The 25274-nt window shown below is 71.0% G+C and carries 27 protein-coding genes; 24 read left to right on the top strand and 3 right to left on the bottom strand.

The window, feature by feature from the left end; genetic code table 11:
• Positions 1–18 precede the first annotated feature (18 nt).
• Genes ACWD0F_RS11815 through ACWD0F_RS11835 form a run of 5 tightly spaced genes read left to right on the top strand, consistent with a single transcriptional unit; the run spans position 19 to position 4562 of the window.
• Positions 19–912, top strand: coding sequence for a dihydrodipicolinate synthase family protein (locus tag ACWD0F_RS11815; RefSeq protein ID WP_449874403.1), 894 nt, complete (start codon positions 19–21; stop codon positions 910–912).
• On the top strand, positions 909–1910 hold the full coding sequence (locus ACWD0F_RS11820; protein WP_449874405.1) for a proline racemase family protein: 1002 nt from the start codon (positions 909–911) through the stop codon (positions 1908–1910). Before ACWD0F_RS11815 ends, ACWD0F_RS11820 begins: the two co-directional genes overlap by 4 nt.
• Positions 1911–1924: 14 nt before the next feature.
• Complete coding sequence (locus ACWD0F_RS11825) at positions 1925–2890, top strand: proline racemase family protein (RefSeq protein WP_449874407.1); 966 nt, start codon at positions 1925–1927, stop codon at positions 2888–2890.
• Positions 2887–3879, top strand: a complete 993-nt coding sequence (locus ACWD0F_RS11830; RefSeq protein WP_449874409.1) for an ornithine cyclodeaminase family protein — start codon at positions 2887–2889, stop codon at positions 3877–3879. Before ACWD0F_RS11825 ends, ACWD0F_RS11830 begins: the two co-directional genes overlap by 4 nt.
• Positions 3880–3893: 14 nt before the next feature.
• Positions 3894–4562 carry a GntR family transcriptional regulator gene (locus ACWD0F_RS11835; RefSeq protein WP_449874411.1) on the top strand — a complete coding sequence of 223 codons (669 nt, stop codon included), beginning with the start codon at positions 3894–3896 and terminating at the stop codon, positions 4560–4562.
• Positions 4563–4948: 386 nt separating this feature from the next.
• On the opposite strand, the gene ACWD0F_RS11840 is transcribed toward ACWD0F_RS11835, so the two are convergent.
• Positions 4949–5938, bottom strand: a complete 990-nt coding sequence (locus ACWD0F_RS11840; protein WP_449874413.1) for an EamA family transporter — start codon at positions 5936–5938, stop codon at positions 4949–4951.
• A gap of 121 nt (positions 5939–6059) precedes the next feature.
• Between ACWD0F_RS11840 and ACWD0F_RS11845 the strand changes: the two genes are divergently transcribed.
• Complete coding sequence (locus tag ACWD0F_RS11845; RefSeq protein WP_449874415.1) at positions 6060–7262, top strand: MFS transporter; 1203 nt, start codon at positions 6060–6062, stop codon at positions 7260–7262.
• Positions 7263–7264: 2 nt separating this feature from the next.
• Here the strand turns inward: ACWD0F_RS11845 and ACWD0F_RS11850 are convergent, their stop codons facing one another.
• Positions 7265–8053: an ABC transporter permease gene (locus tag ACWD0F_RS11850; RefSeq protein ID WP_449874416.1), complete on the bottom strand. Its 789-nt coding sequence runs from the start codon at positions 8051–8053 to the stop codon at positions 7265–7267.
• On the bottom strand, positions 8050–8958 hold the full coding sequence (locus ACWD0F_RS11855) for an ABC transporter ATP-binding protein (RefSeq protein ID WP_449874418.1): 909 nt from the start codon (positions 8956–8958) through the stop codon (positions 8050–8052). Before ACWD0F_RS11855 ends, ACWD0F_RS11850 begins: the two co-directional genes overlap by 4 nt.
• A gap of 147 nt (positions 8959–9105) precedes the next feature.
• On the opposite strand from ACWD0F_RS11855, the gene ACWD0F_RS11860 reads away from it, so the two are divergent.
• From ACWD0F_RS11860 to ACWD0F_RS11945, 18 genes are all read left to right on the top strand, one after another.
• Positions 9106–9882, top strand: a complete 777-nt coding sequence (locus ACWD0F_RS11860) for a VOC family protein (RefSeq protein ID WP_449874420.1) — start codon at positions 9106–9108, stop codon at positions 9880–9882.
• Between the two features lie 94 nt (positions 9883–9976).
• A complete protein-coding gene (locus tag ACWD0F_RS11865; RefSeq protein WP_449874422.1) occupies positions 9977–11359 on the top strand; it encodes a multidrug effflux MFS transporter in 1383 nt (460 codons plus the stop codon).
• 92 nt (positions 11360–11451) lie between these two features.
• Entirely contained in the window at positions 11452–12165 is a 714-nt protein-coding gene (locus tag ACWD0F_RS11870; protein ID WP_449874424.1) for a helix-turn-helix transcriptional regulator, read from the top strand.
• A complete protein-coding gene (sufB, locus tag ACWD0F_RS11875) occupies positions 12162–13574 on the top strand; it encodes a Fe-S cluster assembly protein SufB (RefSeq protein ID WP_449874426.1) in 1413 nt (470 codons plus the stop codon). Before ACWD0F_RS11870 ends, sufB begins: the two co-directional genes overlap by 4 nt.
• Positions 13574–14695 carry a Fe-S cluster assembly protein SufD gene (gene sufD / locus ACWD0F_RS11880; RefSeq protein WP_449874428.1) on the top strand — a complete coding sequence of 374 codons (1122 nt, stop codon included), beginning with the start codon at positions 13574–13576 and terminating at the stop codon, positions 14693–14695. The genes sufB and sufD overlap by 1 nt, the downstream gene beginning before the upstream one ends.
• Positions 14692–15009 carry a Rieske (2Fe-2S) protein gene (locus ACWD0F_RS11885; protein WP_449874430.1) on the top strand — a complete coding sequence of 106 codons (318 nt, stop codon included), beginning with the start codon at positions 14692–14694 and terminating at the stop codon, positions 15007–15009. The genes sufD and ACWD0F_RS11885 overlap by 4 nt, the downstream gene beginning before the upstream one ends.
• A 5-nt stretch (positions 15010–15014) precedes the next feature.
• Entirely contained in the window at positions 15015–15761 is a 747-nt protein-coding gene (gene sufC, locus ACWD0F_RS11890) for a Fe-S cluster assembly ATPase SufC (RefSeq protein WP_449874432.1), read from the top strand.
• Entirely contained in the window at positions 15758–17014 is a 1257-nt protein-coding gene (locus tag ACWD0F_RS11895) for a cysteine desulfurase (protein ID WP_449874434.1), read from the top strand. Before sufC ends, ACWD0F_RS11895 begins: the two co-directional genes overlap by 4 nt.
• A 2-nt stretch (positions 17015–17016) precedes the next feature.
• The gene (gene sufU, locus ACWD0F_RS11900; RefSeq protein ID WP_449874436.1) at positions 17017–17457 is read left to right on the top strand and encodes a Fe-S cluster assembly sulfur transfer protein SufU; all 441 of its coding nucleotides are present in this window, start codon (positions 17017–17019) and stop codon (positions 17455–17457) included.
• The gene (locus tag ACWD0F_RS11905; protein WP_449874438.1) at positions 17454–17813 is read left to right on the top strand and encodes a metal-sulfur cluster assembly factor; all 360 of its coding nucleotides are present in this window, start codon (positions 17454–17456) and stop codon (positions 17811–17813) included. The genes sufU and ACWD0F_RS11905 overlap by 4 nt, the downstream gene beginning before the upstream one ends.
• 297 nt (positions 17814–18110) lie before the next feature.
• Positions 18111–19805 carry a DEAD/DEAH box helicase gene (locus tag ACWD0F_RS11910; RefSeq protein ID WP_449874440.1) on the top strand — a complete coding sequence of 565 codons (1695 nt, stop codon included), beginning with the start codon at positions 18111–18113 and terminating at the stop codon, positions 19803–19805.
• A gap of 241 nt (positions 19806–20046) precedes the next feature.
• On the top strand, positions 20047–20310 hold the full coding sequence (locus ACWD0F_RS11915; protein WP_132516046.1) for a phosphoribosyl-ATP diphosphatase: 264 nt from the start codon (positions 20047–20049) through the stop codon (positions 20308–20310).
• A 60-nt stretch (positions 20311–20370) separates the two neighbouring features.
• Entirely contained in the window at positions 20371–21216 is an 846-nt protein-coding gene (hisG, locus tag ACWD0F_RS11920) for an ATP phosphoribosyltransferase (protein WP_449874443.1), read from the top strand.
• Between the two features lie 85 nt (positions 21217–21301).
• The gene (locus ACWD0F_RS11925; RefSeq protein WP_449874445.1) at positions 21302–21844 is read left to right on the top strand and encodes a carbonic anhydrase; all 543 of its coding nucleotides are present in this window, start codon (positions 21302–21304) and stop codon (positions 21842–21844) included.
• 69 nt (positions 21845–21913) lie between these two features.
• The gene (locus ACWD0F_RS11930) at positions 21914–22798 is read left to right on the top strand and encodes an ABC transporter ATP-binding protein (protein ID WP_449874447.1); all 885 of its coding nucleotides are present in this window, start codon (positions 21914–21916) and stop codon (positions 22796–22798) included.
• On the top strand, positions 22798–23532 hold the full coding sequence (locus tag ACWD0F_RS11935) for an ABC transporter permease (RefSeq protein WP_449874449.1): 735 nt from the start codon (positions 22798–22800) through the stop codon (positions 23530–23532). Before ACWD0F_RS11930 ends, ACWD0F_RS11935 begins: the two co-directional genes overlap by 1 nt.
• Positions 23529–24671 carry a sensor histidine kinase gene (locus ACWD0F_RS11940; protein WP_449874451.1) on the top strand — a complete coding sequence of 381 codons (1143 nt, stop codon included), beginning with the start codon at positions 23529–23531 and terminating at the stop codon, positions 24669–24671. Before ACWD0F_RS11935 ends, ACWD0F_RS11940 begins: the two co-directional genes overlap by 4 nt.
• Positions 24668–25270, top strand: coding sequence for a response regulator (locus ACWD0F_RS11945; protein ID WP_449874453.1), 603 nt, complete (start codon positions 24668–24670; stop codon positions 25268–25270). The genes ACWD0F_RS11940 and ACWD0F_RS11945 overlap by 4 nt, the downstream gene beginning before the upstream one ends.
• Positions 25271–25274 lie beyond the last annotated feature (4 nt).

A 25274-nucleotide genomic window follows, 5' to 3' on the forward strand; every position in this document is an offset into this window, starting at 1 on the left:
TACCTGGAGGACTTCCCGATGGAACACCGCAGCAAGCCCTGGCACGGCGTCATGGTGGCCACCGCGCTGCCCCTGCGCGCGGACCTCTCCGTCGACTTCGACGGCTACGCCGAGCACTGCCGCTGGCTGGTCGCGGCCGGCTGCGACGGCGTCGTGCCGAACGGTTCGCTCGGCGAATACCAGACGCTCACCGCGCAGGAGCGCGTCCAGGTGATCGAGACCGCCGTCGAGGCCGTCGGCGGCGCCAACGTGATGGCCGGAGCCGGCGCGTACGGCGCCGCCGAGTCGCGCCGCTGGGCCGAGCAGGCGGGCGCGGCCGGCTGCGGCTCGGTGCTGCTGCTGCCGCCGAACGCCTACCGGGCCGACGAGCGGGCGGTCGTGGCGCACTATCGCGAGGTCGCCAAGGCCGGCGTGCCGATCGTGGCCTACAACAACCCCTTCGACACCAAGGTGGACCTCACTCCCGCGCTGCTGGCCAGGCTGCACGAGGAGGGGCTCATCGTGGCGGTCAAGGAGTTCAGCGGGGACGTGCGGCGGACGTACGAGCTGGCCGAGCTGGCCCCCGAGCTCGACCTGCTGATCGGCTCCGACGACGTGCTGCTCGAACTGGCCGTGGCGGGAGCGGTAGGCTGGATCGCCGGCTACCCCAACGCGCTGCCGGCCGCCAGTGTCGCTCTCTACCGCGCCGCGGTCGCCGGTGACCTGGACACCGCGCTGCCCCTCTACCGGAGGCTGCATCCGCTGTTGCGCTGGGACTCCAAGACGGAGTTCGTGCAGGCCATCAAGCTGTCCATGGACCTCGCGGGCCGCCACGGCGGGCCGTGCAGGCAGCCCAGGCAGCCGCTGACCGCCGAGCAGGCCGTCGTGGTGCGGGCCGCGACCGAGAAGGCACTGGCAGAAGGGCTGCGATGAGGACCAACCGCGTTTTCCACGCCGTCGACTCCCACACCGAGGGCATGCCGACCCGGGTGATCACCGGCGGCATCGGGGTGATCCCGGGCGCGAGCATGGCCGAGCGGCGCGTGCACTTCCGCGACCACCTCGACCACGTGCGCACCCTGCTGATGAGCGAGCCGCGCGGCCACGCCGCCATGAGCGGCGCCATCCTGCAGCCGCCCACCAGGCCCGACGCGGACTTCGGCGTGCTGTTCATCGAGGTGTCGGGGCTGCTGCCGATGTGCGGGCACGGCACCATCGGCGTCGCCACCGTGCTGGTCGAGACCGGCATGGTGGAGGTCGTCGAGCCGGTCACCACCCTGCGCCTGGAGGTGCCCGCCGGCCTCGTCGAGGTGGACGTCGCCGTCAAGGACGGCATGGCCATGTCGGTGACGCTGCGCAACGTGCCCTCCTACTGCGACAGGCTCGACGCCGCCGTGACCGTGCCGGGCTTCGGGCGGATCCCGTACGACCTCGCCTACGGCGGCAACTTCTACGCCATCGTGGACCTCGACGCCTACGGCCTGCCCTTCGACCGCAAGGCCAAGAACGAGATCATCGCCGCCGGCCTGGCCACCATGGAGGCCGTCAACGCCGCCGACGAGCCCGTGCACCCCGAGGACGACCGCATCCGGGGCTGCCACCACGTCTACTTCGCCGCCCCCGGCTCCGACGCCCACCACTCGCGTCACGCGATGGCCATCCACCCCGGCTGGTTCGACCGCTCGCCGTGCGGCACCGGCACCAGCGCCCGCATGGCGCAGTTGCACGCCAAGGCCGAGCTGCCGCTCGGCCGCGACTTCGTCAACGAGTCCTTCATCGGGACCCGGTTCATCGGCCGGCTCCTGGAGGAGACCTCCGTGGGCGGCACCCCCGCGGTCGTCCCGTCGATCACCGGCCGCGCCTGGATCACCGGCACCGCCCAGTACTTCCTCGACCCGCGCGACCCCTTCCCCGCCGGGTTCGAGTTGTGAGGGGACCGCGAGCGGTGATCACCACGGTCGACTACCACACGGCCGGGGAGCCGTTCCGGATCGTCACCGGCGGCGTGCCGGAGATCCCGGGCGCCGGCGTCCTGTCACGGCGCTCCGCCGCCATCGCGGACTTCGACGACGTGCGGCGGCTGCTGTGCCACGAGCCGCGCGGGCACGCCGACATGTACGGCTGCTTCCTCGTCCCGCCCGACGACCCGGGCGCGCACCTGGGGGCGCTGTTCTGGCACAAGGACGGCTTCTCCACCGCCTGCGGCCACGGCACCATCGCGCTGGGCGTCTACGCGGTGCACGAAGGGCTGGTCGAGGCGGAGCCCGACGGTCACACGGACGTGGTCGTCGACGTGCCGTCCGGGCGGGTCACCGCCCGGGTGCGCACGGCCGGGGGCCGCGTCGAGGCCGTGACCTTCGTCAACGTCCCCTCCTACGTCATCGCGCGCGACGTCCGGGTCGCCGGCGTCACCGTGGACGTCGCCTACGGAGGGGCCGTCTACGCCTCGGTGCCCGCCTCGGCGTTCGGCCTGTCGGTCGAGCCGCGGCACCTGAACGCCCTCATCGGCCACGCCGCCCGCGTCAAGGCCGGGCTGGCCGGCCATCCCGCCGCCGAGCACCCTGCCGACGAGCGGCTGTCCGGCGTCTACGGCGTGATCTTCCACGACGAGCTGCCGGACGTCGACGGGATCGCGCGCCAGCGCAACGTCACCGTGTTCGCCGACGGCGAGGTGGACCGCTCACCGTGCGGCTCCGGCACCGCGGCCAGGACGGCGCTGCTGCACGCCGGCGGCCACGCGGGGAACATGATCCACCAGGGCATCGTCGGCAGCCGCTTCGTGGCACGGGCCGTGGCCGAGACCGGCGCGGGCGTCATCGTCGAGATCGACGGCATGGCTTACCGCACCGGCAGGCACGTCTTCGAGCTCGATCCCGGCGACCCGTTCCCGAAGGGGTTCGTGCTGCGATGAGCGAGCTGCCCTATCTCGACGCCGCCACACTGGAGCGGCTGGTGCCGGTCGGCCGGGCCGTGGACCTCCTGGAGGACGCGCTGCGCGCCGGGCTCGACCCGGAGGCGACGCCGCAACGCCCGGTCGTGGCCGTGCCCGCCGGCCAGCTCCTGCTCATGCCCGCCGCCACGCGCGGCTACGTGGGCGTGAAGGCCGTCAGCATCGCGCCCGGCAACCCAGCGCGCGGGCTGCCCCGGGTCCAGGGGACGTACCTGCTGCTCGACGGCGACACCCTGACGCCGCTGGCCGCCATGGACGGCATCGCGCTCACCTCGCTGCGCACCCCCGCCGTCTCCGCGCTGGCCGTCCGCCATCTGGCCGACTCCGCCGGCGGGAAGCTGGTCGTGTTCGGCAGCGGGCCGCAGGCCTGGGGGCACGTGCTGGCGTTCCGCGCGGTGCGGCCCGTCACGGAGGTGACGGTGGTGGCCCGCGACCCGGGCCGCGCGGAGGCGCTGGCCGGCCGCTGCCGCGACCTGGGCCTGACCGCCCGCGCGCTGGCCGGCGAGCCCATCGCCGAGGCCGGCGGCGCGGGCGCGGCGACGGGTACGGCGGACGTCTCCGAGGCGGTGGCCGGGGCGGTGGCGGTGGCGGATCTCATCGCCTGCTGCACGACCGCCAGGCGGCCGCTGTTCCCCGGTAAGCTCGCCCGCGACGGTGTCACCGTCGTCGCGGTCGGCTCGCACGAGCCCGGGGCGCGCGAGCTCGACGGCGACCTCGTCGCACGCGCCACCGTGGTCGTCGAGGCCAGGGCGACCGCGCTGGAGGAGGCCGGAGATGTGGTCATCCCCCTGCGTCAAGGTACGATCACCACCGGCCATCTCGCCGGCAACCTCGCCGAGCTGGTCGCCGGAAGGGTGGCCGCGGGTCCTGGGCCGCGCGTGTTCAAGAGCACGGGCATGGCGTGGGAGGATCTCGTGGTCGCGGCCGCCGCTTATGAGGCCTGGACTTAGGAAGGGATGGGCGGATGGCTGCCGAGGACCGGCTCGACCTGCCGATGGTGGGGGAGAGGCAGAGCCTGCGCGAGCAGGTCGCGCACGCGCTGCGCGCAGCGCTGATCACCGGTGAGATGCGGCCGGGGGTGGTCTACTCCGCGCCGGTGCTGGCCGCCCAGTTCGGCGTCTCGGCCACCCCGGTCCGCGAGGCCATGCTCGACCTGGCCAAGGAGGGCCTGGTCGAGGCGGTGCGCAACAAGGGTTTCCGGGTGACCGAGCTGTCCGACCGCGATCTCGACGAGCTCACCGAGATCCGGCAGCTCATCGAGGTGCCCACCGCGGCGAGGCTGGCCGACAGCTCGCGGGCGGAGGAGTTCGAGCGGCTCAGGCCCATCGCCGAGGAGATCGTCTCGGCCAGCGAGCGCGGCGACCTGCTCGCCTACGTCGACGCCGACCTGCGCTTCCACGTCGAGCTGCTGACCCTGTCCGGCAACGCCCACCTGGTGTCGGTGGTGCGCGACCTGCGTAACCGGGCCAGGCTCTACGGCCTGTCCCAGCTCTCCGAGCGCGGCTCGCTGGGCGACTCGGCCAGGGAGCACCTCGCGCTGCTCGACGCGCTCAAGATCGGGGACGGCGCGGCCGTGGGGCAGATCATGGCGGAGCACATCGGGCACGTACGCGGAATATGGGCCGAACACTGATTTACCCGTACTAAGTTCCGATATTTGGGGATCGGGCACTCCCTGATGGCGGTAATCTCGGATCGGGCCCACCGAGCGACGCCTGGCGCGAGCGCCGGAGCCCCTTCGACACGGTCCTCAGCGGACCCGCCATCCCCGGTCCCGGTGGATGGCGTCAGCTTGGTCAAGCGGACACCCGCACTCCGCTGACCTTCGCGGGCTCGGCACACCCGCCCACCTTGAGCCGAGCCCTCCGCCGCGCGCCCGAGACCCCACTCCACGGGCGCGCGGCGGCACCCCACCTCGATCCGGCGCCCCTCCGGCACAAACGGTTCAAGCGTTCTGGGCCGCAGGTGCATCAGGGCCGATCTCAGGCGGGTGGCGCCGCAGGACTGATCCCAAGCGGTTCAGGCGGCCGGTGCTGCCGGTCCGTCCGGGTGGTCGCCCGGTGGGACCGGCGGTTTGCGTTCCCGGTTCATCCGGGTCGATCCCAGGCTGGCGGCCACGATGCAGATGATCGCCGCCCATTGCTGCCCCGCCAGGAACTCGCTCAGCAGCAGCACTCCGATCACCGCCGCCACCGCCGGCTCCACGCTCATCAGGATGCCGAACACGTGCTGGGGCATCCGCCGCAGCGCCTGCAGCTCCAGCGTGTACGGGATCGCCGACGACAGCAGCCCCACGCCCAGCCCGATCAGCACCAGCTCCGGCCGCAACAACTCGGCCCCGCCGGTCGCGACGCCGACGGGAGCGATCAGCACGGCCGAGACGATCATCGCGAACGTCAGTCCGCTCGCGCCCGGGAAACGCCGCCCGGCCGCCGCCGACAACACGATGTAGCCGGCCCAGCAGGCTCCCGCGGCCATCGCGAACCCGATGCCGACCCAGCTCACCGCGGTGGAATCGCCCCACGGGGCGAGCAGCGCCACGCCGCCTCCCGCCAGGCCGATCCAGAGCAGGTCGAGCCGGCGCCGCGAGACGACCACCGCCAGAACCAGCGGCCCGAGGAACTCGACCGCCACCGCGATGCCCATCGGCAGCCGCGACAGGGCCTGGTAGAAGGACAGGTTCATCACGGCGAGGATGACGCCGAAGCCGATCCCGACCGCCCAGTCACGCCAGGACAGCCCCCTCAGCCTCGGCCGGGCCAGCGCCCCCATGATGAGCGCGCCGGCCGTGATGCGCAGGAACACCACCGCGCTCGGCGGCAGCGCCGCGAACAGCTCCTTGGCGAATCCGGCGCCGAGCTGCGCCGAGACGATGGACAGCAGCACGAGCCCGGAGGGCGGGACCGAGTCGGCGGCCGTGCGCACCAGTCTTCCCGGCCGAGGCAGGCTTCCCGGCCGGGGCAGGCCGGAGCCGCGATCGATCGGATCGTCGAGGGCGAAGGCGGTCACGGAGCTCCTCGGGAGACGATGGGCAACCGTGTGAGCGTACTTGAGCCCGGTGACATTCCCTGATTCGCCTGTGTAGTAGTTTGATTTTGATCATTTATCTGGACAAATGGACTGTGTACGGATGAAATCCCCCGTTGTCTCCACCGACCTGACCCGGCCGCCGTTCGCCCTGTCCGTGTCCTCGTTCGTCAGCAGTTTCGACCGCTTCGCCGTGAGCCCCATGCTCGTGCTCATCTCGGTGGACCTGCACGTCCCGCTGTCGGCCGCGGTCGTCGCCGCCAGCGGCTACTACCTCGCCTACGGGCTGACGCAGCCGCTGTGGGGCGTGTTGTCGGACCGGTTCGGCCGGGTGCGGGTGATGCGCGGGGCGCTGTTCGGCGCGGCGCTGGCCGGGGTGGTCTCGGCGCTGATGCCGGCGCTCGGGGCGCTGGTGGCGGCCCGGATCGTGACGGGCGCCTGCTTCGGCGCGGTCATCCCCACGGGACTGACGTACGTGGGCGACACGGTCCGGCCGGCGGTGCGCCAGCGCGCGCTGACCGACCTGATGGGCGCCGCCGCCCTCGGCACGGCGCTGGCCACGGGCTTCGGCGGAGTGCTCGCCGGGCTGGTCGACTGGCGGGTGGCGTTCGTCGTGCCGGCCCTCTGCGGCCTGGTGTGCGCGCTGACGCTGGGCTCGCTTCCCGAGCCGCCCCGAGCCCAGGGAGCCGCGCCGGGGGTGGTCCGCTATCTGGGCGCGGTGCTCGGCCAGCGGTGGGCGCTGCTGGTCTTCGGGCTGGCGTTCACCGAAGGGGCCATCATGCTGGGCGCGATGCCGTTCCTGGCCACCGCCCTGGAGCACATCGGGTGGTCCACGGCCGTGGCGGGGCTGGGCATCACCGCCTACGGGCTGGGGTTGTGGATGTTCTCGAAGCTGGTCAAGCGCCTGTCGGGCCGCTGGCCGGCGCCCGTGCTGATGACCGTCGGCGGTGCGCAGCTCTGCCTGGGGTTCCTGATCGTGACCGTGCACGTCAGCATGCCGACGGTGGCCGTCACCGCGCTGCTGCTCGGCGGCGGCTGGTCGTTCCTGCACTCCTCGCTGCAGACGTGGGCCACCTCCGTGGTGCCGGAGGCCCGGGGGACCACGATCGCGTTCTTCGCCTCAGCGCTCTTCGTGGGCAGCGCGGTCTCGTCGTGGGCGGCCGGGCCGCTGGCCGAGCGCGGGGCGTACGGATTGCTGTTCGGCCTGGCGGCGGCCGCCGCGGTCCCGCTGACGGTGGTGGCCGCCCTCACCAGGCGCCGCTACGGCGCCCTCCGCCCGGAACCCGCCCAACCCCAGCCCGAATGAGGTCATTCCCAGCGGAACGTGCGTGAGACCAGTGCCAGCGACACCACCGCCCAGGCCGCCAGCACGGCCACCGGCCCCAGTGGCAGCGCGGCGCCCTCCGCGAGCACCGAGCGCAGCCCGCCCGTCAGCGCCGAGATCGGCAGCGCCTCCAGCACCGGCCGCACCGACTCGGGGAACTTCGACAGCGGGAACATCACCCCGCCCGCGCCCAGCAGCACCAGGTAGACCAGGTTGGCCGCGGCCAGCGTCGCCTCCGCGCGCAGCGTGCCCGCCATGAGCAGCCCCAGCCCGCTGAACGCCGCCGTCCCCAGCACGACCAGCAGCGCCGCGCTCAGAAACGACCCGTGCGGCCGCCACCCCAGCGCCAGCCCCACGACCACGATCACCACGGCCTGGAGCACCTCCACGGCGACGACGGCGGCCGTCTTGGCGAGCATCAGCCCGGCCCTGGACAGCGGGGTCGCCCCGAGCCGCTTCAGCACCCCGTAGCGGCGCTCGAAGCCGGTCGCGATGGCCTGCCCGGTGAACGCCGTCGACATGACGGCCAGCGCCAGCACCCCGGGCGTCAGGAAGTCGACCCGGCTGCCGCCGCCGACGTCGATCAGCGGCGCGACCGAGAAGCCGACCAGCAGCAGCACCGGGATGATCAGGGTGAGCAGCAACTGCTCGCCGTTGCGCATCATCGCCCGGACCTCCGCCCCGGCCTGGGCGAGCACCATGCGCGGGAACGGCGCAGCGCCGGGGGACGGGGTGAAGTCGAGCGCGCCGGAGGTCCCGTCGTGCGCGGTCATCGCAGCTCCTTGCCGGTCAGCTCCAGGAAGACGTCTTCGAGCGTGCGGCGCTCGATGCGCAGGTCGTCGGCCGTGACGCCCTCGGCCGCGCACCAGGCCGTCGCCGTGGCCAGCAGCTCGGGGCCCACCTGGCCCTCGATGATGTAGTGGCCGGCCGGCGACTCCTTGGCCGCGCTGCCGGCCGGGAGCGCGTTGAGCAACTCCTCCAGCGCCAGCCCCGGCCGGGCCCTGAACCTGAGCTGCCGCTCCGCCCCCGTCAGCGAGGCGGGGCTGCCCTCGGCCACCACCCGCCCCCTGTCGATGATCACCACGTGGTCGGCCAGCCGCTCGGCCTCGTCCATGTGGTGCGTGGTCAGCACCACCGACACGCCGGCCCCGCGCAGCTCGCCGACCAGCTCCCAGCAGGCGTGCCTGGCCTGCGGGTCGAGACCGGCCGTCGGCTCGTCGAGGAAGACCAGCTCCGGCCGCCCGATGACGGCCGCGGCCAGCGACAGCCGCTGCTGCTGCCCGCCCGACAACCGCCGGTAGGGCGTGCGCGCGTGGCCGGCCAGCCCGAGGCGCTCCAGCAGGGCGTGCGCGTTGAGCGGGCGGGCGTGGAAGCGGGAGACCAGCCGCAGCCACTCGCCGCAGCGCATCGCGGGCGGCACGCCGCCCGCCTGCAGCATGACGCCGACCCGGGGCCGCAGCTCGGACCGCGTGGGAGCCAGGCCCAGCACCCTGACCGTGCCCGCGTCGGCGGCGCGGAACCCCTCGCAGATCTCGACCGTGGACGTCTTGCCCGCCCCGTTGGGGCCGAGGACCGCGGTGACGGCGCCGCGCTCGGCGCGGAGCGTGAGGCCGTCGACGGCCGTCGTTCCGCCGTAGCGTTTGACCAGGTCGACGATCTCGACGGCTGGGGATTCCATGGCCACGAGTTTAGGGACTGTGCCGGGCGGTCCGGGCCGCAGGTGAGCGTGGCCGGTTGTGGACAGGTCCCGACCCGGTCATTTTCCGGAAAGTGTCGGTCCCGGGTGCGACGCTGGCGGTGAATTCCCCGTCACAGGAGGTGGCCAATGTCGCGACGCAGTGGTTTCGACCCCGGGGTTCCGTGCTGGGTTGATCTGTCCAGCATCGACGTCCAGGCTTCCATCCGCTTCTACGAGGAGGTCTTCGGCTGGCGGGCCGACATGATCGACGATCCGGCGGCGGGCGGCTACGGCATGTTCGTCCACGACGGCAGTAAGGTCGCCGGGCTGGGCCCGGTCATGACAGGGGAGGGCTCCTCGGCGTGGAACACGTTCATCGCCACGGACGACGTCGCCGCCGTCGCCGAGCGGGTCCGCAAGGCCGGTGGCACCGTCACCATGGAGCCGATGGCGGTCTTCGACCAAGGCAGCATGACCGTCTTCCAGGCGCCCGACGGATCGCGGGCCGCGGCCTGGCAGGCGGGCGAGCACCACGGCGCCGAGCTGGTCAACGAGCCCGTCTCCCTCTGCTGGAACGAGCTGGTCACCCGCGACGAGCCCGCCGCCGAGCGCTTCTACGCGGAGGTCTTCGGCTGGCGGCCGGAGCCGCTCGACCTCTCGGGCGCCGAATACACCGACTGGCACCTGGGCGAGCCGGTCATCGGCGGGATGATCGGGATGTTCGCCGACTATCCCACGCAGACGCCGTCCTTCTGGATGACCTACTTCGCCGTCGCCGACGTCGACGCCACCACGGCGGCCGCGGCGAAGGCGGGAGCGCACGTCATGGTCGACGGCGCCGAGAGCCCGCCAGGACGGTTCTCGCTGTTCGCCGATCCGCAGGGTGCGGTGTTGTCCGTCATCCAATTACGCGAAATCGCTTGAATTCATCTGATAACCGGGAATTCGGAGGACCGAATCACGGTTGACTCCCTCGGCCCTCGTGGGTCCACGACCTACGAGGGAGAGGTGTTCACGCATGTCCGTGGCAGAAGCCACGTCCGCCGCCGGGCAGACCGCCAAGCGCGCCGCCGGGCAGTCCGCCAAGCACGCTGCCGGGCAGTCCGCCGGGCAGTCCGCTGGGCAGATCGCCGAACGCGCCGCAGGGCAGATCGCCGGGCAGTCCGCTGAGCGCGCCGCAGGGCAGATCGCCGAACACGCCGCAGGGCAGACCGCCAAGCGCCGCCGCGGGCTGCTGCTGCTGATCCTGGGGGCGCTGTCGGCGATCGGGCCGCTCTCCATCGACATGTACCTCCCCGCGCTGCCCGCCATCACCTCCGAGATGCTCAGCGCCCCCGCCCAGGTCCAGCTCACCCTCACCGCCTGCCTCATCGGCGTCTCCGTCGGCCAGGTGATCGCCGGGCCGGTGAGCGACGTGCGCGGCAGGCGGGTGCCGCTGATCGTGGGCGTGGCCGGGTTCATGGTGGCCTCGCTGCTGTGCGCGTTTGCGCCCTCGGTGCCCATGCTCATCGCCTTCCGCCTGCTTCAGGGCATTCTGGGCGGCGCCGCCCTGGTCATCGTGCGGGCCGTCGTCCGCGACCTCTACGACGGCGCCGCCATCGCCCGCATCTTCGCCACGCTCATGCTCGTCAGCGGCCTGGCGCCGATCCTGGCCCCCATCGCCGGGGCGCAACTGCTGGCGGTCACCTCCTGGCGGGGCGTGTTCGTGGCGCTGTCGGTGGCGGGGCTGGTGCTGCTGCTGGCCGTGCTGCCCGGCGTACGCGAGACGCTGCCCGCGGAACGGCGCGAGAGCGGCGGGCTCAAGCACACCGCGACCACGTTCGGGGGGCTCCTGCGCGACCGCGCGTTCATGGGCTCCGCGCTCACGGCGGGGCTGGCGTTCGCGGCGATGTTCGGCTACATCTCCGGCTCGCCGTTCGTCCTGCAGGAGGTGTACGGCGCCACGCCCCAGCAGTACTCCCTCATCTTCGGCCTCAACGCCCTCGCCCTGACCGTCACGGCCCAGATCGGCGGCCGGCTGTCGGGACGGGTCCCCCCGGCCCTCCTGGTCCGCGCCGGCCTCGTCATCAGCCTGGCCGGCGCGGTCCTGCTGATGATCGTCGCGCTCTCCGGACTGTTCGGCCTGGGGGGCATCGTGGCCGGGCTGTTCGTCATCATGCTCGGCCAGGGCCTCACGCTGCCCGCCACCGGCGCGCTCGCCCTTGCTTCGCAGCCCGCCCAGGTGGCGGGCAGCGCCTCGGCCCTGCTCGGCGTGCTGCAGTTCGCGCTGGGCGCCGCCGCGGCCCCGCTGGTCGGACTCGCCGGGAGCGGGACCGCCGTGCCCATGGCCTGTGTCATGCTCGGGCTCATGTGCTGCTCGGCCGTGATTTTCACGATTCTGGGCCGACCTCAGGTTAGGTAAGGCTACCCTGCGTGATTAATTCCATTCCCGCCCCTGGTCAGATCCATTTGTGAAGTGGGAAGGAATTACGGCACACTGATGTTGTGAAAAACATGCCCACGATGGAGCCAGGCAGCGAGCGCGGCACCCGCGCGCGTGTCGCCAGGCTGATTCTTGAGCATGGTCCCGTCGCGGCCGCCGCGCTGGGCGAGCGGCTCGGGCTCACGCCCGCCGCCGTCCGCCGTCACCTGGACGCGCTGCTGGCCGACGGGATGATCGAGCCTCGCACGGTTCGGCCGCGCGGCCAGCGTGGTCGCGGCCGGCCGGCCAAGTTGTTCGCCATCACGGACGCGGGGCGCAGTGCCTTCGAGCACGCTTACGACGGCCTGGCCGGGAGCGCGCTGCGCTTCCTGGCCGAGCGCCTGGGAGACGAAGCGGTGGCCGAATTCGCCCGCTCGCAGGTGTCGAGCCTGCTGACGCGGCTGGAGCCGGTCATGCGGACGGTGCCGGCGGACCAGCGCGTGCAAGTGCTGGCGCAGGCGCTGTCAGCGGAGGGGTATGCCGCCTCGGCCAGCAAGGCCAAGTCGGGCGGCGACCAGCTCTGCCAGCATCACTGCCCGGTGGCACACGCGGCCGCGGAGTTCCCGCAGCTCTGTGAGGCCGAGACGGAGGCGTTCGCGCAACTGCTCGGCACCCCGGTGCAGCGCCTGGCCACGATCGCACACGGCGACGGGGTCTGCACGACGCACGTGAGCCCGCAATCACTGGGTGATGGCGCGTACAAGGCCAAGAACCTCAACGTAGAGAGCAAGGAGACCGGAAGGTGACTGTCACCGACCGCCCGGAGCTGGAAGGCCTCGGCAATTACAAGTTCGGCTGGGCCGACTCGGATGCCGCCGGGTCGGCGGCAAAACGTGGCCTGTCCGAGGAGGTCGTCCGCAACATCTCCGCGCTCAAGAACGAGCCGGAGTGGATGCTCGACCTGCGACTGAAGGGCCTGCGCCTTTTCGGCAAGAAGCCGATGCCCACCTGGGGCTCCGACCTCACCGGCATCGACTTCGAGAACATCAAATACTTCGTGCGCTCGACCGAGAAGCAGGCCGCTTCCTGGGACGAGCTGCCCGCCGACATCAAGAACACCTACGACAAGCTCGGCATCCCCGAGGCGGAGAAGCAGCGCCTCATCGCCGGCGTCGCCGCCCAGTACGAATCCGAGGTCGTCTACCACAAGATCCGTGAGGACCTTGAGGAGAAGGGCGTCATCTTCGTCGACACCGACACGGGCCTGAAGGAGCACGAAGAGCTCTTCAAGGAATACTTCGGCTCCGTCATCCCGGTGGGCGACAACAAGTTCGCCGCGCTCAACACCTCGGTGTGGTCCGGTGGCTCGTTCATCTACGTGCCGCCGAACATCCAGGTCGAGATCCCGCTGCAGGCCTACTTCCGGATCAACACCGAGAACATGGGCCAGTTCGAGCGGACCCTGATCATCGTGGACGAGGGTAGCTACGTCCACTACGTCGAGGGTTGCACCGCGCCGATCTACTCCTCCGACTCGCTGCACAGCGCGGTCGTCGAGATCATCGTGAAGAAGAACGCCCGCTGCCGTTACACGACCATCCAGAACTGGTCGAACAACGTCTACAACCTGGTCACCAAGCGCGCCGTCGCCTACGAGGGCGCGACCATGGAGTGGATCGACGGCAACATCGGCTCCAAGGTCACGATGAAGTACCCGGCCGTCTACCTCATGGGCGAGCACGCCAAGGGCGAGACGCTGAGCGTCGCGTTCGCCGGCGAGGGCCAGCACCAGGACGCCGGATCGAAGATGGTGCACCTGGCGCCCAACACGAGCTCCACGGTCATCTCCAAGTCGGTGGCGCGCGGCGGCGGCCGCACCTCCTACCGCGGTCTCGTGCAGATCGAGGAGGGCGCCCACGGCAGCGCCAGCACCGTCAAGTGCGACGCGCTCCTGGTCGACCAGATCAGCCGCTCCGACACCTACCCCTACGTCGACGTCCGCGAGGACGACGTCTCGATGGGGCACGAGGCCACGGTCTCCAAGGTCAGTGAGGACCAGCTCTTCTACCTCATGAGCCGCGGGCTCGGCGAGGACGAGGCGATGGCGATGATCGTGCGCGGCTTCGTCGAGCCGATCGCCCGTGAGCTGCCCATGGAATACGCGCTCGAGCTCAACCGGCTGATCGAGCTGCAGATGGAAGGAGCCGTCGGCTGATGGGCCTGAACGAGAAGCCCTTGTCGACCCTGCACGAGAAGGCGTCCTTCGACCTGGACGACTTCGAGGTCCCGACCGGGCGCGAGGAGGCGTGGCGCTTCACGCCGCTCTCTCGCCTGAAGGGCCTGCACACCGGCAAGGCAGAGCCCGCGGGCCACGTCCGCGTGGACGTGGACGCGGCCCCCGAGGTCGTCGTCGAGACCGTCGGCCGCGACGACCCGCGCCTCGGCAAGTCCTACACGCCCGCCGACCGGGTCAGCGCGCAGGCGTGGAACAGCTTCGAGAAGGCCACCGTGATCACGGTGCCGCGCGAGGTCGTCACGTCCAAGCCGACCGTCCTGACGCTCACCGGCTCCGGTGACGGCGCGTCCTACGGCCACATCGTGGTCAAGGTCGAGCCGATGGCCGAGGCTCTGATCGTGCTCGACCACAAGGGCAGCGCCGTCTACGCCGACAACGTCGAGTTCGTCGTCGGCGACGGCGCCACGCTCAGGGTCGTCAGCCTGCAGGACTGGGACGACGACGCGGTCCACGTCTCCCACCACCATGCGCGGCTCGCCAAGGACGCGACCTTCCGCAGCTTCGCGGTGACGCTCGGCGGCGACCTCGTACGCCTGTCGCCCAGCGTCTCCTACAGCGCTCCCGGCGGCGACGCCGACCTGTCGGGCGTCTACTTCGTGGACGCCGGGCAGCACCTGGAGCACCGCCTGCTGGTCGACCACTCTCAGCCCAACTGCAAGAGCAACGTCGACTACCGCGGCGCGCTGCAGGGTCAGGACGCGCACGCCGTCTGGATCGGCGACGTGATCATCAGGGTCGAGGCCGAGGGCACCGACACCTACGAGCTCAACCGCAACCTGATCCTCACCGACGGCGCCCGCGCCGACTCGGTGCCCAACCTGGAGATCCTCACCGGAGAGGTGGCGGGAGCGGGGCACGCCTCCGCCTCCGGCCGCCTCGACGACGAGCACATCTTCTACCTCCAGGCCCGCGGCATCCCCTACGACCAGGCTCGCCGTCTGGTCATCAGGGGCTTCCTCGGCCAGCTCATCGAGAAGATCCAGATCGAGGAGATTCGCGAGCGAGTGCTCAGCGCCGTCGATGCGGAGCTCGCCAGATGAGTTTCGAGAAGGTCTGCAAGCTCGATGACATCCCTGACGAAGGGGTCATCGGCGTCGAGGTGGGAGAGATCCCGGTCGCGCTCGTGCGCAAGGGCGAGGTCGTCTTCGCCCTGCACGACGTCTGCTCCCACGCCGAGGTGAAGCTCAGCGAGGGTGAGGTCTACGACGGCACCCTGGAGTGCTGGTTGCACGGCTCGTGCTTCGACATCCGCTCCGGCAAGCCCACCGGCCCGCCCGCGACCAAGCCCGTGAACGTCTACACAGTCAAAGTCGACGGCGACGACGTCCTCGTCTCGCTCTCGAAGGAGTCATAGCGAACATGTCCACCCTAGAGATCCGTGACCTGAAGGTCGCCGTCGAGGACAAGGAAATCCTGCGCGGCGTCAACCTGATCGTGAAGTCCGGCGAGACGCACGCCATCATGGGCCCCAACGGCTCGGGCAAGTCGACGCTCGCCTACGCGATCGCCGGCCACCCCAAGTACACGATCACCAGCGGCCAGGTGCTGCTCGACGGCGTGGACCTGCTGGAGCTGTCGGTCGACGAGCGGGCCCGCGCGGGCCTGTTCCTGGCCATGCAGTACCCGGTCGAGGTCCCCGGCGTGTCGGTGTCCAACTTCCTGCGCTCGGCCGTCACCTCGGTCCGCGGCGAGGCGCCCAAGCTGCGTGAGTTCGCCAAGGACCTCAAGGCCGGCATGGACGCGTTGTCCATCGACCCCGCCTTCGCCCAGCGCAACCTCAACGAGGGTTTCTCCGGCGGCGAGAAGAAGCGCCACGAGATCCTCCAGATGGAGCTGCTGAAGCCGAAGATCGCCGTGCTCGACGAGACCGACTCCGGTCTCGACGTCGACGCGCTGCGCGTGGTGTCGGAGGGCATCAACCGCTTCCGCGCCTCCGGTGACACCGGCGTGCTGCTGATCACGCACTACACCCGCATCCTGCGCTACGTGAAGCCCGACCACGTGCACGTGTTCGCGGCCGGCCGGATCGTCGAGGAGGGCGGCCCGGAACTGGCGGACAAGCTCGAGGCCGAGGGCTACGAGCAGTACACGAAGGCATCTGCATGACCTCCATCAGCTTCGATGTGGAGAAGATCAGGAAGGATTTCCCGATCTTCTCCCGCGAGCTGCCCGACGGGCGTCCGCTCGTCTATCTCGACTCGGGCAACTCCTCCCAGAAGCCCAATCAGGTCATCGAGACCATGCGTGACCATCTGGCGCTGCACTACAGCAACGTCGGACGCGCCATGCACGTGCTCGGCGCCGAGTCGACGGACGCCTACGAGGGCGCCCGCGACAAGATCGCGGGCTTCATCGGGGCGCCGTCGCGCGACGAGGTCATCTTCACCAAGAACGCCTCCGAGGCGCTCAACCTGGTCGCCTACTCCTTCGGCAACCGGGCCAACACCGATCCGCGCTTCACCCTGGGCCCCGGTGACGAGATCGTCATCTCCGAGATGGAGCACCACTCCAACATCGTGCCGTGGCAGTTGCTCGTGCAGCGCACCGGCGCGACGCTCAAGTGGTTCGGCGTCACCGACGACGGGCGGCTCGACTACGCGCCCGACGTGATCACCGAGCGGACGAAGATCGTCTCGATCGCCCACCAGTCCAACGTCCTCGGCACCGTCAACCCGGTCGTCGAGATCGCCAGGCGGGCGCACGAGGTCGGTGCGCTGATCATGCTGGACGCGTCGCAGTCGGTGCCGCACCACCCGGTGAACGTCGCCGAGCTGGACGCCGACTTCGTGGCCTTCACCGGTCACAAGATGGTCGGCCCCTCGGGCATCGGCGTGTTGTGGGGCCGGGGCGAGCTGCTCGACGCCATGCCCCCGTTCCTGGGCGGCGGCGAGATGATCGAGGCGGTCTGGATGGACCACTCGACCTACGCGGCCGTCCCGCACAAGTTCGAGGCGGGCACGCCGCCGATCGTCGAGGCCATCGGGCTCGGCGCCGCCGTGGACTACCTCACCGAGGTCGGCATGGAGGCCGTCGAGGCGCACGAGCGCACGCTGACGGCCTACGCGCTCGACGCGCTGCGTGAGCTGCCCTCCTTGCGCATCATCGGGCCCGACTCGATGGAGCGGCGCGGGGGCACGGTGTCCTTCGTGCTGGAGGGCATCCATCCGCACGACGTCGGGCAGATCCTCGACGACCAGTTCGGCGTCGCCGTACGCGTGGGACACCACTGCGCCCGCCCGCTGCACCTGCGCTTCGGAATACCGGCGACCACGCGGGCGTCGTTCTACCTGTACAACACCACGGGCGAGATCGATGCCCTGGTGCGCGGCCTCCATCACGTCCAGAAGGTGTTCGCATAGCCATGATCGGCGAGTCGATGTACCAGGAGCTGATCCTGGAGCACTACAAGCACCCGCAGGGGCGGGGGCTCCGTGAGCCGTACGACAGTGAGGTTCACCACGTGAACCCGACGTGCGGTGACGAGATCACGCTCAGGGTCAAGGTGGACGACACCGGCAAGGTCCTGGACGTCTCCTACGACGGACAGGGCTGTTCGATCAGCCAGGCCGCCGCCTCTGTGCTGCACGAGCTGGCCACCGGCTCGACGATCGAGGAGAGTCTCTCCGTGGTCGACGAGTTCACCCGGCTCATGCAGGGCCGGGGGAAGGTGGAGGCCGACGAGGAGGTGCTCGGCGACGCGGTCGCGTTCGCGGGCGTGGCCAAGTTCCCCGCGCGTGTTAAATGTGCGTTGCTTTCGTGGATGGCCTATAAGGACGCGGTTGTGAGGAGTGCGGCCCTATGAGTAAGCCAGTGGAGACGCCGACCCAGTTCGACGGTCAGACGACCGTCGAGGAGGTCATGGAGGCGCTCAAGGACGTCGTCGACCCCGAGCTCGGCATCAACGTGGTCGACCTGGGCCTGATCTACGGGCTCCACCTCGACCCCGCCGACGAGGGAGCGCCGGTGGCCACCATCGACATGACGCTGACCAGCGCGGCCTGCCCGCTGACCGACGTCATCGAGGACCAGGCCCACTCGGCGCTCGACGGCATGGTGTCCGACGTGAAGATCAACTGGGTCTGGCTGCCGCCATGGGGCCCGGACAAGATCTCCGATGAGGGGCGCGAGCAGCTTCGTATGCTAGGCTTTAACGTCTGATCTTTTCTGCTGCTACGGCTGGCGTCAGCGCCAGCCGCTTCAGCGTGCCAGGGGGTTTCGGAAGGTCCGGACCTATCCGGGGAATTTCCGATAGCATCCCGGCGTTGGCACCAGATACACCTGACGCATCATCTCGCGTCTCGCGCCGCCTGCGGCCGGTGCCTGGTGTATCCCCCCTTGCGGCCCGCCCCGACGGTAGGCGCATCTTGAAACGAGTACGGCCATGCCGTACGTCCCGGCTCGTCCTTTCGCAGAAGTGACGCGCCACTTCGACTGAAAGGCACGAACTTCGTGACCATGCTTGACGCTGTCATGCCCTCGCTCGGTGAGAACACCCCCGAGCCGGGCCCGTCTGAGTTCGAGCTGCTTGGCCTGCCCAAGCCGCTGGTGACCGGACTGGCCAAGCAAGGCATTGACAGTCCCTTCCCCATCCAGACTGCGACCATCCCCGACGTGCTGACCGGCGCCGACGTCCTCGGACGCGGCCAGACCGGCTCCGGCAAGACCCTCGCCTTCGGCCTGCCCACCATGGCCCGTATCGCCGGTGTGCGGCCGGCCCCCGGCCGCCCCCGCGCGATGATCCTCGTGCCCACCCGTGAGCTGGCGCTCCAGGTGCACGACGCCCTTGAGCCCCTGGGCCGCGGCCTGGGCCTGCGGATGAAGGTCATCGTCGGCGGCATGTCCATGGGCAAGCAGATCGAGGCGCTGCGGCGTGGCGTCGACGTCGTCATCGCCACCCCCGGCCGCCTGGGCGACCTGATCCGTCAGGGTGAGTGCTCGCTGGGCAGCATTGAGGTCAGCGTCCTGGACGAGGCCGACCACATGTGCGACCTCGGCTTCTTCCCCGTCGTCACCGAGCTGCTCGGGCAGACCCCGACCAGCGGCCAGCGGCTGCTGTTCTCCGCCACGCTCGACGGCGACGTCGACAAGCTGGTGCAGCGCTTCCTGAAGAACCCGATCACCCACTCCGTGGCCCCCGCGACCTCGCCGGTCGACACCATGGAGCACCACGTGATGCAGGTCACGCGCGACGACAAGTTCGACGTCACGGCCGAGATCGCCAACCGCGAGGGCCGTACGATCATCTTCGTCCGCACCCAGCACGGCGTGGACCGGCTGTGCAAGCAGCTCGCCCGGGTGGGCGTCAAGTCCGGCGGCCTGCACGGCGGCAAGCGCCAGAACCAGCGCACGCGCATCCTGGCCGAGTTCCGCGAGGGCTCCGTCAACGTGCTCGTCTGCACCGACGTCGCGGCGCGCGGCATCCACGTCGACAACATCAGCCTGGTGCTGCACGTCGACCCGCCGCAGGACCACAAGAGCTACCTGCACCGCGGCGGCCGCACCGCCCGCGCCGGCGAGAAGGGCACCGTCGTCACGCTGGTGCTCCCCAACGAGCGCCGCGCGACCGACGCGCTCACCCGGCGCGCCGGCATCCACCCGTTCCGCCTCAAGGCCACTCCCGGCCATCCCCGGATCGCCGAGGTGACCGGGGGCCGCGTGCCGAGCGGCGAGCCCGTCGCCGTGTGGGAGCCGGACGTCCGCAAGCCGCTGCGCCCGCGCCGCGAGGGCGGCAACGACCGTCGTGGCGGCGGCCGTCGCGGTGGCAGTGGCGGCGGCGACCGCCGTCCGCGCCGGCACGAGGACGGCGACCGTCCGTTCGCCCCCGGCGACGACCGGCGCCCCCGCCGGCACACCGACGGCGACCGTCCGGCCGCGCGTGCGGCCGAGCCGCGCACGTTCAACGACGACCGCCGCCGGGACAACCGGCCGTTCCACCAGGACGACCGCGCCCCCCGCACGGGCGGCTTCCGCTCCGACGACCGGCCTGTCCGCCAGGACGACCGCGCCCCGCGCAGCGGCGGCGGGTTCCGCTCGGACGACCGTGGCGCCGCGCCGCGTGACGGTTACCGCTCCGGCGGCCCCGTGGACGAGCGTGGCACCGGCGGCGGCTACCGCCGCAACACCTCGGCCGGCCGTCGCTTCGAGCGCTGATCGTCTCTGACCAGCACGACGAGCACATCAGCACGACGAGCACCACCAGCACCGCACACCGCCCGCCGCGCGACCCAGTCGCACGGCGGGCGGTGCCGTTTCCGGACCCGCAGGGCGTGTACGGGGTGAGCTGTACACGCTGATGGAAGGCACGCCGTCTCGCGTGGCGGACGCGAGGCAGCGTCACCCTCTATCGCAGACTAGGCTTAACAGGCACGTCAGCCGAACGACGAGAGAGACCATGAAGACCTTCGAAGAGCTGTTCGCCGAGCTGTCAGAGAAGGCCACGACCCGGCCCGCGGGCTCGGGCACCGTGGCCGCGCTCGACGCCGGCGTCCATGCCATCGGCAAGAAGGTCGTCGAGGAGGCCGCCGAGAGCTGGATGGCCGCCGAGCACGAGTCAGACGACAGGGCCGCCGAGGAGATCTCCCAGCTCCTCTACCACGTGCAGGTGCTCATGATCGCCAAGGGCATCGGGCTCGACCAGGTCTACAAGCATCTCTAGGGCGCGGCGGCGCCCGTCACCTGGAGACAGCGACAGTGAGACCAACCAGAAGGACCTGACATGCTGCGTCTGGCAGTACCCAACAAGGGCGTGCTCAGCGAGGCCGCCCAGAGCATGCTCAAAGAGGCCGGCTACCGCACGCGCAGGGACAGCAAGGAGCTCTTCCTCGTCGACGAGGCCAACGGCTGCGAGCTGTTCTTCCTGCGTCCCCGCGACATCGCCGTCTACGTCGGAGAGGGCACACTCGACGTCGGCATCACCGGCCGCGACATGCTGATCGACTCCGGTGCGCCGGTCGAGGAGATCATGCCGCTCGGCTTCGGCGGCTCCACGTTCCGGCTGGCCGCCACGGCGGGCACGATGACCTCGGTCCAGGACCTCGACGGCAGGCGCATCGCCACCTCCTACGCGGGCCTGCTCGACAAATACCTCTCCGATCAGGGCGTCGACGCCCGGGTGATCAAGCTCGACGGCGCCGTCGAGACCGCCATCAGGCTCGGCGTGGCCGACGCGGTCGCCGACGTCGTGGAGACCGGCACCACGCTGCGCAACGTCGGCCTGGAGGTGTTCGGCGAGCCGATCATGCGATCGGAGGCCGTGCTGATCAAGCGGCAGAGCGCCCCGGAGACGCCGGCCGTCGACCAGTTCACCCGCCGGTTCCAGGGTGTCGTGCACGCCCGCGACTTCGTCATGATGGACTACGACATCCGCGCCGAGCGGATCGAGGAGGCCATCGCGCTCACGCCCGGCATGGAGGGCCCGACGGTCTCGCCCCTGCACCGTGAGGGATGGGTCGCGGTGCGGGCCATGGTCCGGCGCAAGGGCCACCAGCAGGTGATGGATCAGCTCTGGGACATCGGCGCAAGAGCCATCCTGGTCACCGACATCTACGCCTGCCGTCTGTGACCTCTGCCCGCTAGGCCAGCCGCGTCGCGGGCATATCGCACCCGTGCGTGACGAACCGGTCGCTTGGCGTGGCACTGCCAGGCAGATGTGGACAACACTGGAGCAGGGCAACCGGCGCTGGGCGGCGGGCACGTCCCACCGCCCGCGCCAGGACCCGCAGCACAGAAGACAGGTGGCGACGAGCCAGTCGCCGTACGCGGTGGTGCTGTCGTGCATCGACTCGCGGGTGCCGCCGGAGGGCGTGTTCGACGTCGGCCTCGGCGACCTGCTGGTCGTCCGCACCGCGGCGCACACGCTCGACTCGCTGGTCACCGCCGCCGTCCAGTACGGCCCGCAGGATCTCCGGGCCCCCCTCGTCGTGGTCCTGGGCCACCAGCGCTGCGGCGCGGTCACGGCCGCCGCCCGCGCGTTATCCCGCCGGGAGACCCTTCCCGGCGAGCTGCCGCACATCGTCGCCGCCCTGGAGCCCGCCTACGCCACCTCCGACGGCCAGGTCGAGCCCATGGTCCGCGCCCACATCCTGCGCACCGTCGCACGCCTGCGATCCGACCCCCTCCTGTACGGCACCGCCACCGTCATCGGCGCCTACTACAGCCTCGACACCGGCCTGGTGGCCCGCCTGGCCTGACAAATGTCATGGTCAACGCCGGAAGGATCACACTGACCCCGCCGGCTCCCGGGCTCTAGCGTTTCTTCCATGAACGCCATCGTGTTCGACCACGTCAGCAAGCACTACGGGGACGTGCTCGCCGTCGACGACCTCTCGCTCGCCATCGAGCCCGGCCAGACCGTCGCCCTGCTCGGGCCCAACGGCGCCGGCAAGTCCACCTCCATCAACCTGCTGCTCGGCCTGCTCCAGCCCAGCCGCGGCACGGTCGCCGTGCACGGCCGCAGTCCGGCCCAGGCGGTCGCGGCCGGCGAGATGGGCGCGATGCTCCAGGACGGGGCGCTCATCCCCGAGCTCTCCGTCAAGGAGCTCATCGACCTCGTCCGCCGCCTCTACCCGCGCCCGCTCGACCTGGACACGATCCTCAAGCTCGCCGACCTGTCAGACCTGGCCGGCCGCCGGGCGAACAAGTTGTCCGGCGGCCAGACGCAGCGGGTCAAATTCGCCCTGGCCCTCGCGGGCGGCCCCAGGATCCTGCTGCTCGACGAGCCGACCGCGGCCATGGACGTGGAGTCCAGACTGCGGTTCTGGGCCGGTATGCACGACTACGCGGCCGACGGGCGTACCGTCCTGTTCGCCACCCACTACCTGGAGGAGGCCGACGAGCACTCCGACCGGGTCATCGTCATCGCCAAGGGGCGGCTGGCGGCCGACGGCACCGCCGCCGAGATCAAGGCAGGCGCGGGCGGCCGGCGCGTGCGCTTCGCCATCGGCGACCAGTCCGTGGCCGGGCTCGACCGGCTGCCCGGCGTGACCGCCGTGGACGTCGTGGCCGGCACGGCCACCCTGCACACCTCCGACCCCGACGCCACCCTCGCCGGGCTCTACCGGGGCACCACGCTCGACGTGCGCGGCCTCCAGTTCTCCGGCGCCGACCTCGAATCCGCCTTCCTCGCTCTCACCAAGGAGTCCTGATGCTCTACTACGCCAAGACCGAGGCCCTGAGGATGCTGCGCAACCGGCGCTACCTCATCTTCGTGCTCGCCTTCCCCGTCGTCCTCTACGTGATCAACGCCAACATCTACGGCGCGCAGACCGATCCGGGCGGGGTCTCCTACAGCGTCGTCCTGATGGTGTCGATGGCCGCCTACGGGGCGCTGGCCTCCTCCATGATGAGCTCGGCCGTCCCGTGGGCCGCCGAGCGGCAGTCCGGGTGGTTACGGCAGCTCCAGATCACCCCGCTGCCGGCCTGGGCGATCATCGTCACCAAGCTGGTCGTCGCGATGTTCCTGGTGCTGCCGTCGCTGGTGCTGGTGAGCCTGGTCGCGGTGGTCCTGCAGGGCGTGTCGCTGCCGGTCGGCATCTGGCTGGAGCTGCTGCCCACCATGTGGCTGGGCGTGCTGCCGTTCGTGGCGCTGGGGCTGGCCATCGGGTCGGTGTTGTCGGCCGACGCGGCCCAGCCCGCCGCGATGATCTGCATGTTCGCCCTGGCGCTGGCCGGGGGGCTCTGGTTCCCGCCCGAGGTGTTCGGGGACACGATGCGGACGATCGCGGATCTGACGCCGTCGTTCCACTACGCCAGCCTCGGCCAGAGCATCGTGGCCGGTCACGGCCTGCCGGTCACCGACGTGCTCGTGGTCGCCGGATGGGCGGTCGTGCTCGGGGGCGCGGCGGTGTACGCCTACCGCCGGGTTACCGTACGGGCATGAGGTTCGCGGAGAAGATCAGCTTTGGCGAGGCCGATGGCACGCCGTCGCCCAAGCGGCGGCTGCTGGGCATCTCCGTGGGGCTGGTCTACCTGGTCTTCCCCATCACGGAGATCGTGACGGGCGTGCTCACGGGGGCCCGCGCGATCTGGGCGGGCCTGCTGCTCCTCCTGTTCGTCGGCGCCTTCCTGTCGACCGTGCTGAGCGCCAAGAACTTCCTGGAACGTGGCCGCTGGACGTACCCGCTGCTGGGGGTGACCACCGTGCTCGGGGTGACCGGCGCGCTCGCCTTCGGCGGCTCGTGGCTCAGCCTGCCCGTCTACACGGTCGTGCTCTACGGGTTCACGTTGCCGGCCGTGGCGGCGCTGCCGGCCATGGTGGTCAACCTGATCGTCGTCATCGCCGCCGGCCTGCTCAACGGCAGCTCGGCCGACGGCCTCATCGTGCTCTGCCTGCAGGTGGTGACGCTCGGGGTGCTGTTCATCAGCATCCGCAACAGCCGGGGGCTGACCCTCAAGCTACGCCTGGCGCAGGACGAGGTGGCCCGGCTGGCGGCCATGGAGGAGCGGCTGCGCATCGCCCGCGACCTGCACGACCTGCTCGGCCACAGCCTGTCGCTGATCGTGCTGAAGAGCGAGCTGGCCGGCCGGCTGGCCGGGGAGTCGCCCAAGGTCAGGCAGGAGCTCCAGGACATCGAGTCCGTCGCCAGGAAGGCGCTGGTGGAGGTACGCGAGGCCGTCACCGGCTACCGGCAGCGCAGCCTGCCGGAGGAGCTCGACAACGCCAGGGCGGTGCTGCGCGCGGCGGGGGTGGCGGTCGAGATGCGGGTGGCGGGCACACCGCTGCCCGAGGCGCTCGACGGCCTGTTCGGCTGGTCGGTGCGCGAGGGCGTCACGAACGTCGTCCGGCACGCGCGGGCCACCTCCTGTGAGATCAGGGTGACGTTCGATCGCCGGCAGGCCATGCTGGAGATCATGGACAACGGGAGCGGCGGCGGGCAGGCGTACGAGCCGGGCAGCGGGCTGAGCGGCCTGACCGAGCGGGTGACGGCGGCCGGCGGCACGGTCACGGCGGGCCCCGCGGCGGACGGCGGGCACCGGCTGCGGGTGCTGGTCCCGGCCGGAGCGGAGGCGGGCGCGTGATCCGGGTGCTGCTGGCCGAGGACCAGGGCATGGTACGCGGCGCGCTGGCGTCGCTGCTGGGCCTGGAGCCCGACATCGAGGTCGTCGGCGAGGCCGCTGACGGCGAGCAGGCCGTCGCCGTCGCCGCGGCGGTCGGGCCCGACATCGCGCTGCTCGACATCGAGATGCCCGTCATGGACGGGCTGGCCGCCTGCGCCGCGATCAACGAGCGGGTGGCCGGCTGCCGGGTGATGATCCTGACCACCTTCGGGCGGCCCGGCTACCTGCGGGCGGCGATGGAGGCGGGGGCGGTGGCGTTCCTGGTCAAGGACAGCCCGGCCAGGGAGCTGGCGGCGGCCATCCGACGGGTGCACGCGGGGGAGCGGGTCATCGACCCGGCGCTGGCCGCGGCCGCGCTGAGCGCCGGGCCCAACCCGCTGTCGGGGCGGGAGCGCGACGTGCTGGCGGCGGCGGACGGCTCCACGATCGGGGACATCGCCGGGCGGCTGCACCTGTCGGAGGGGACCGTGCGCAACTACCTGTCCTCGGCCATCGGCAAGACGCACACCCGCAACCGCATCGAGGCCGTGCAGCGGGCCAGGACCCAGGGCTGGTTGTGACGCG

It is taken from the genome of Nonomuraea sp. NPDC002799 (assembly GCF_053592075.1).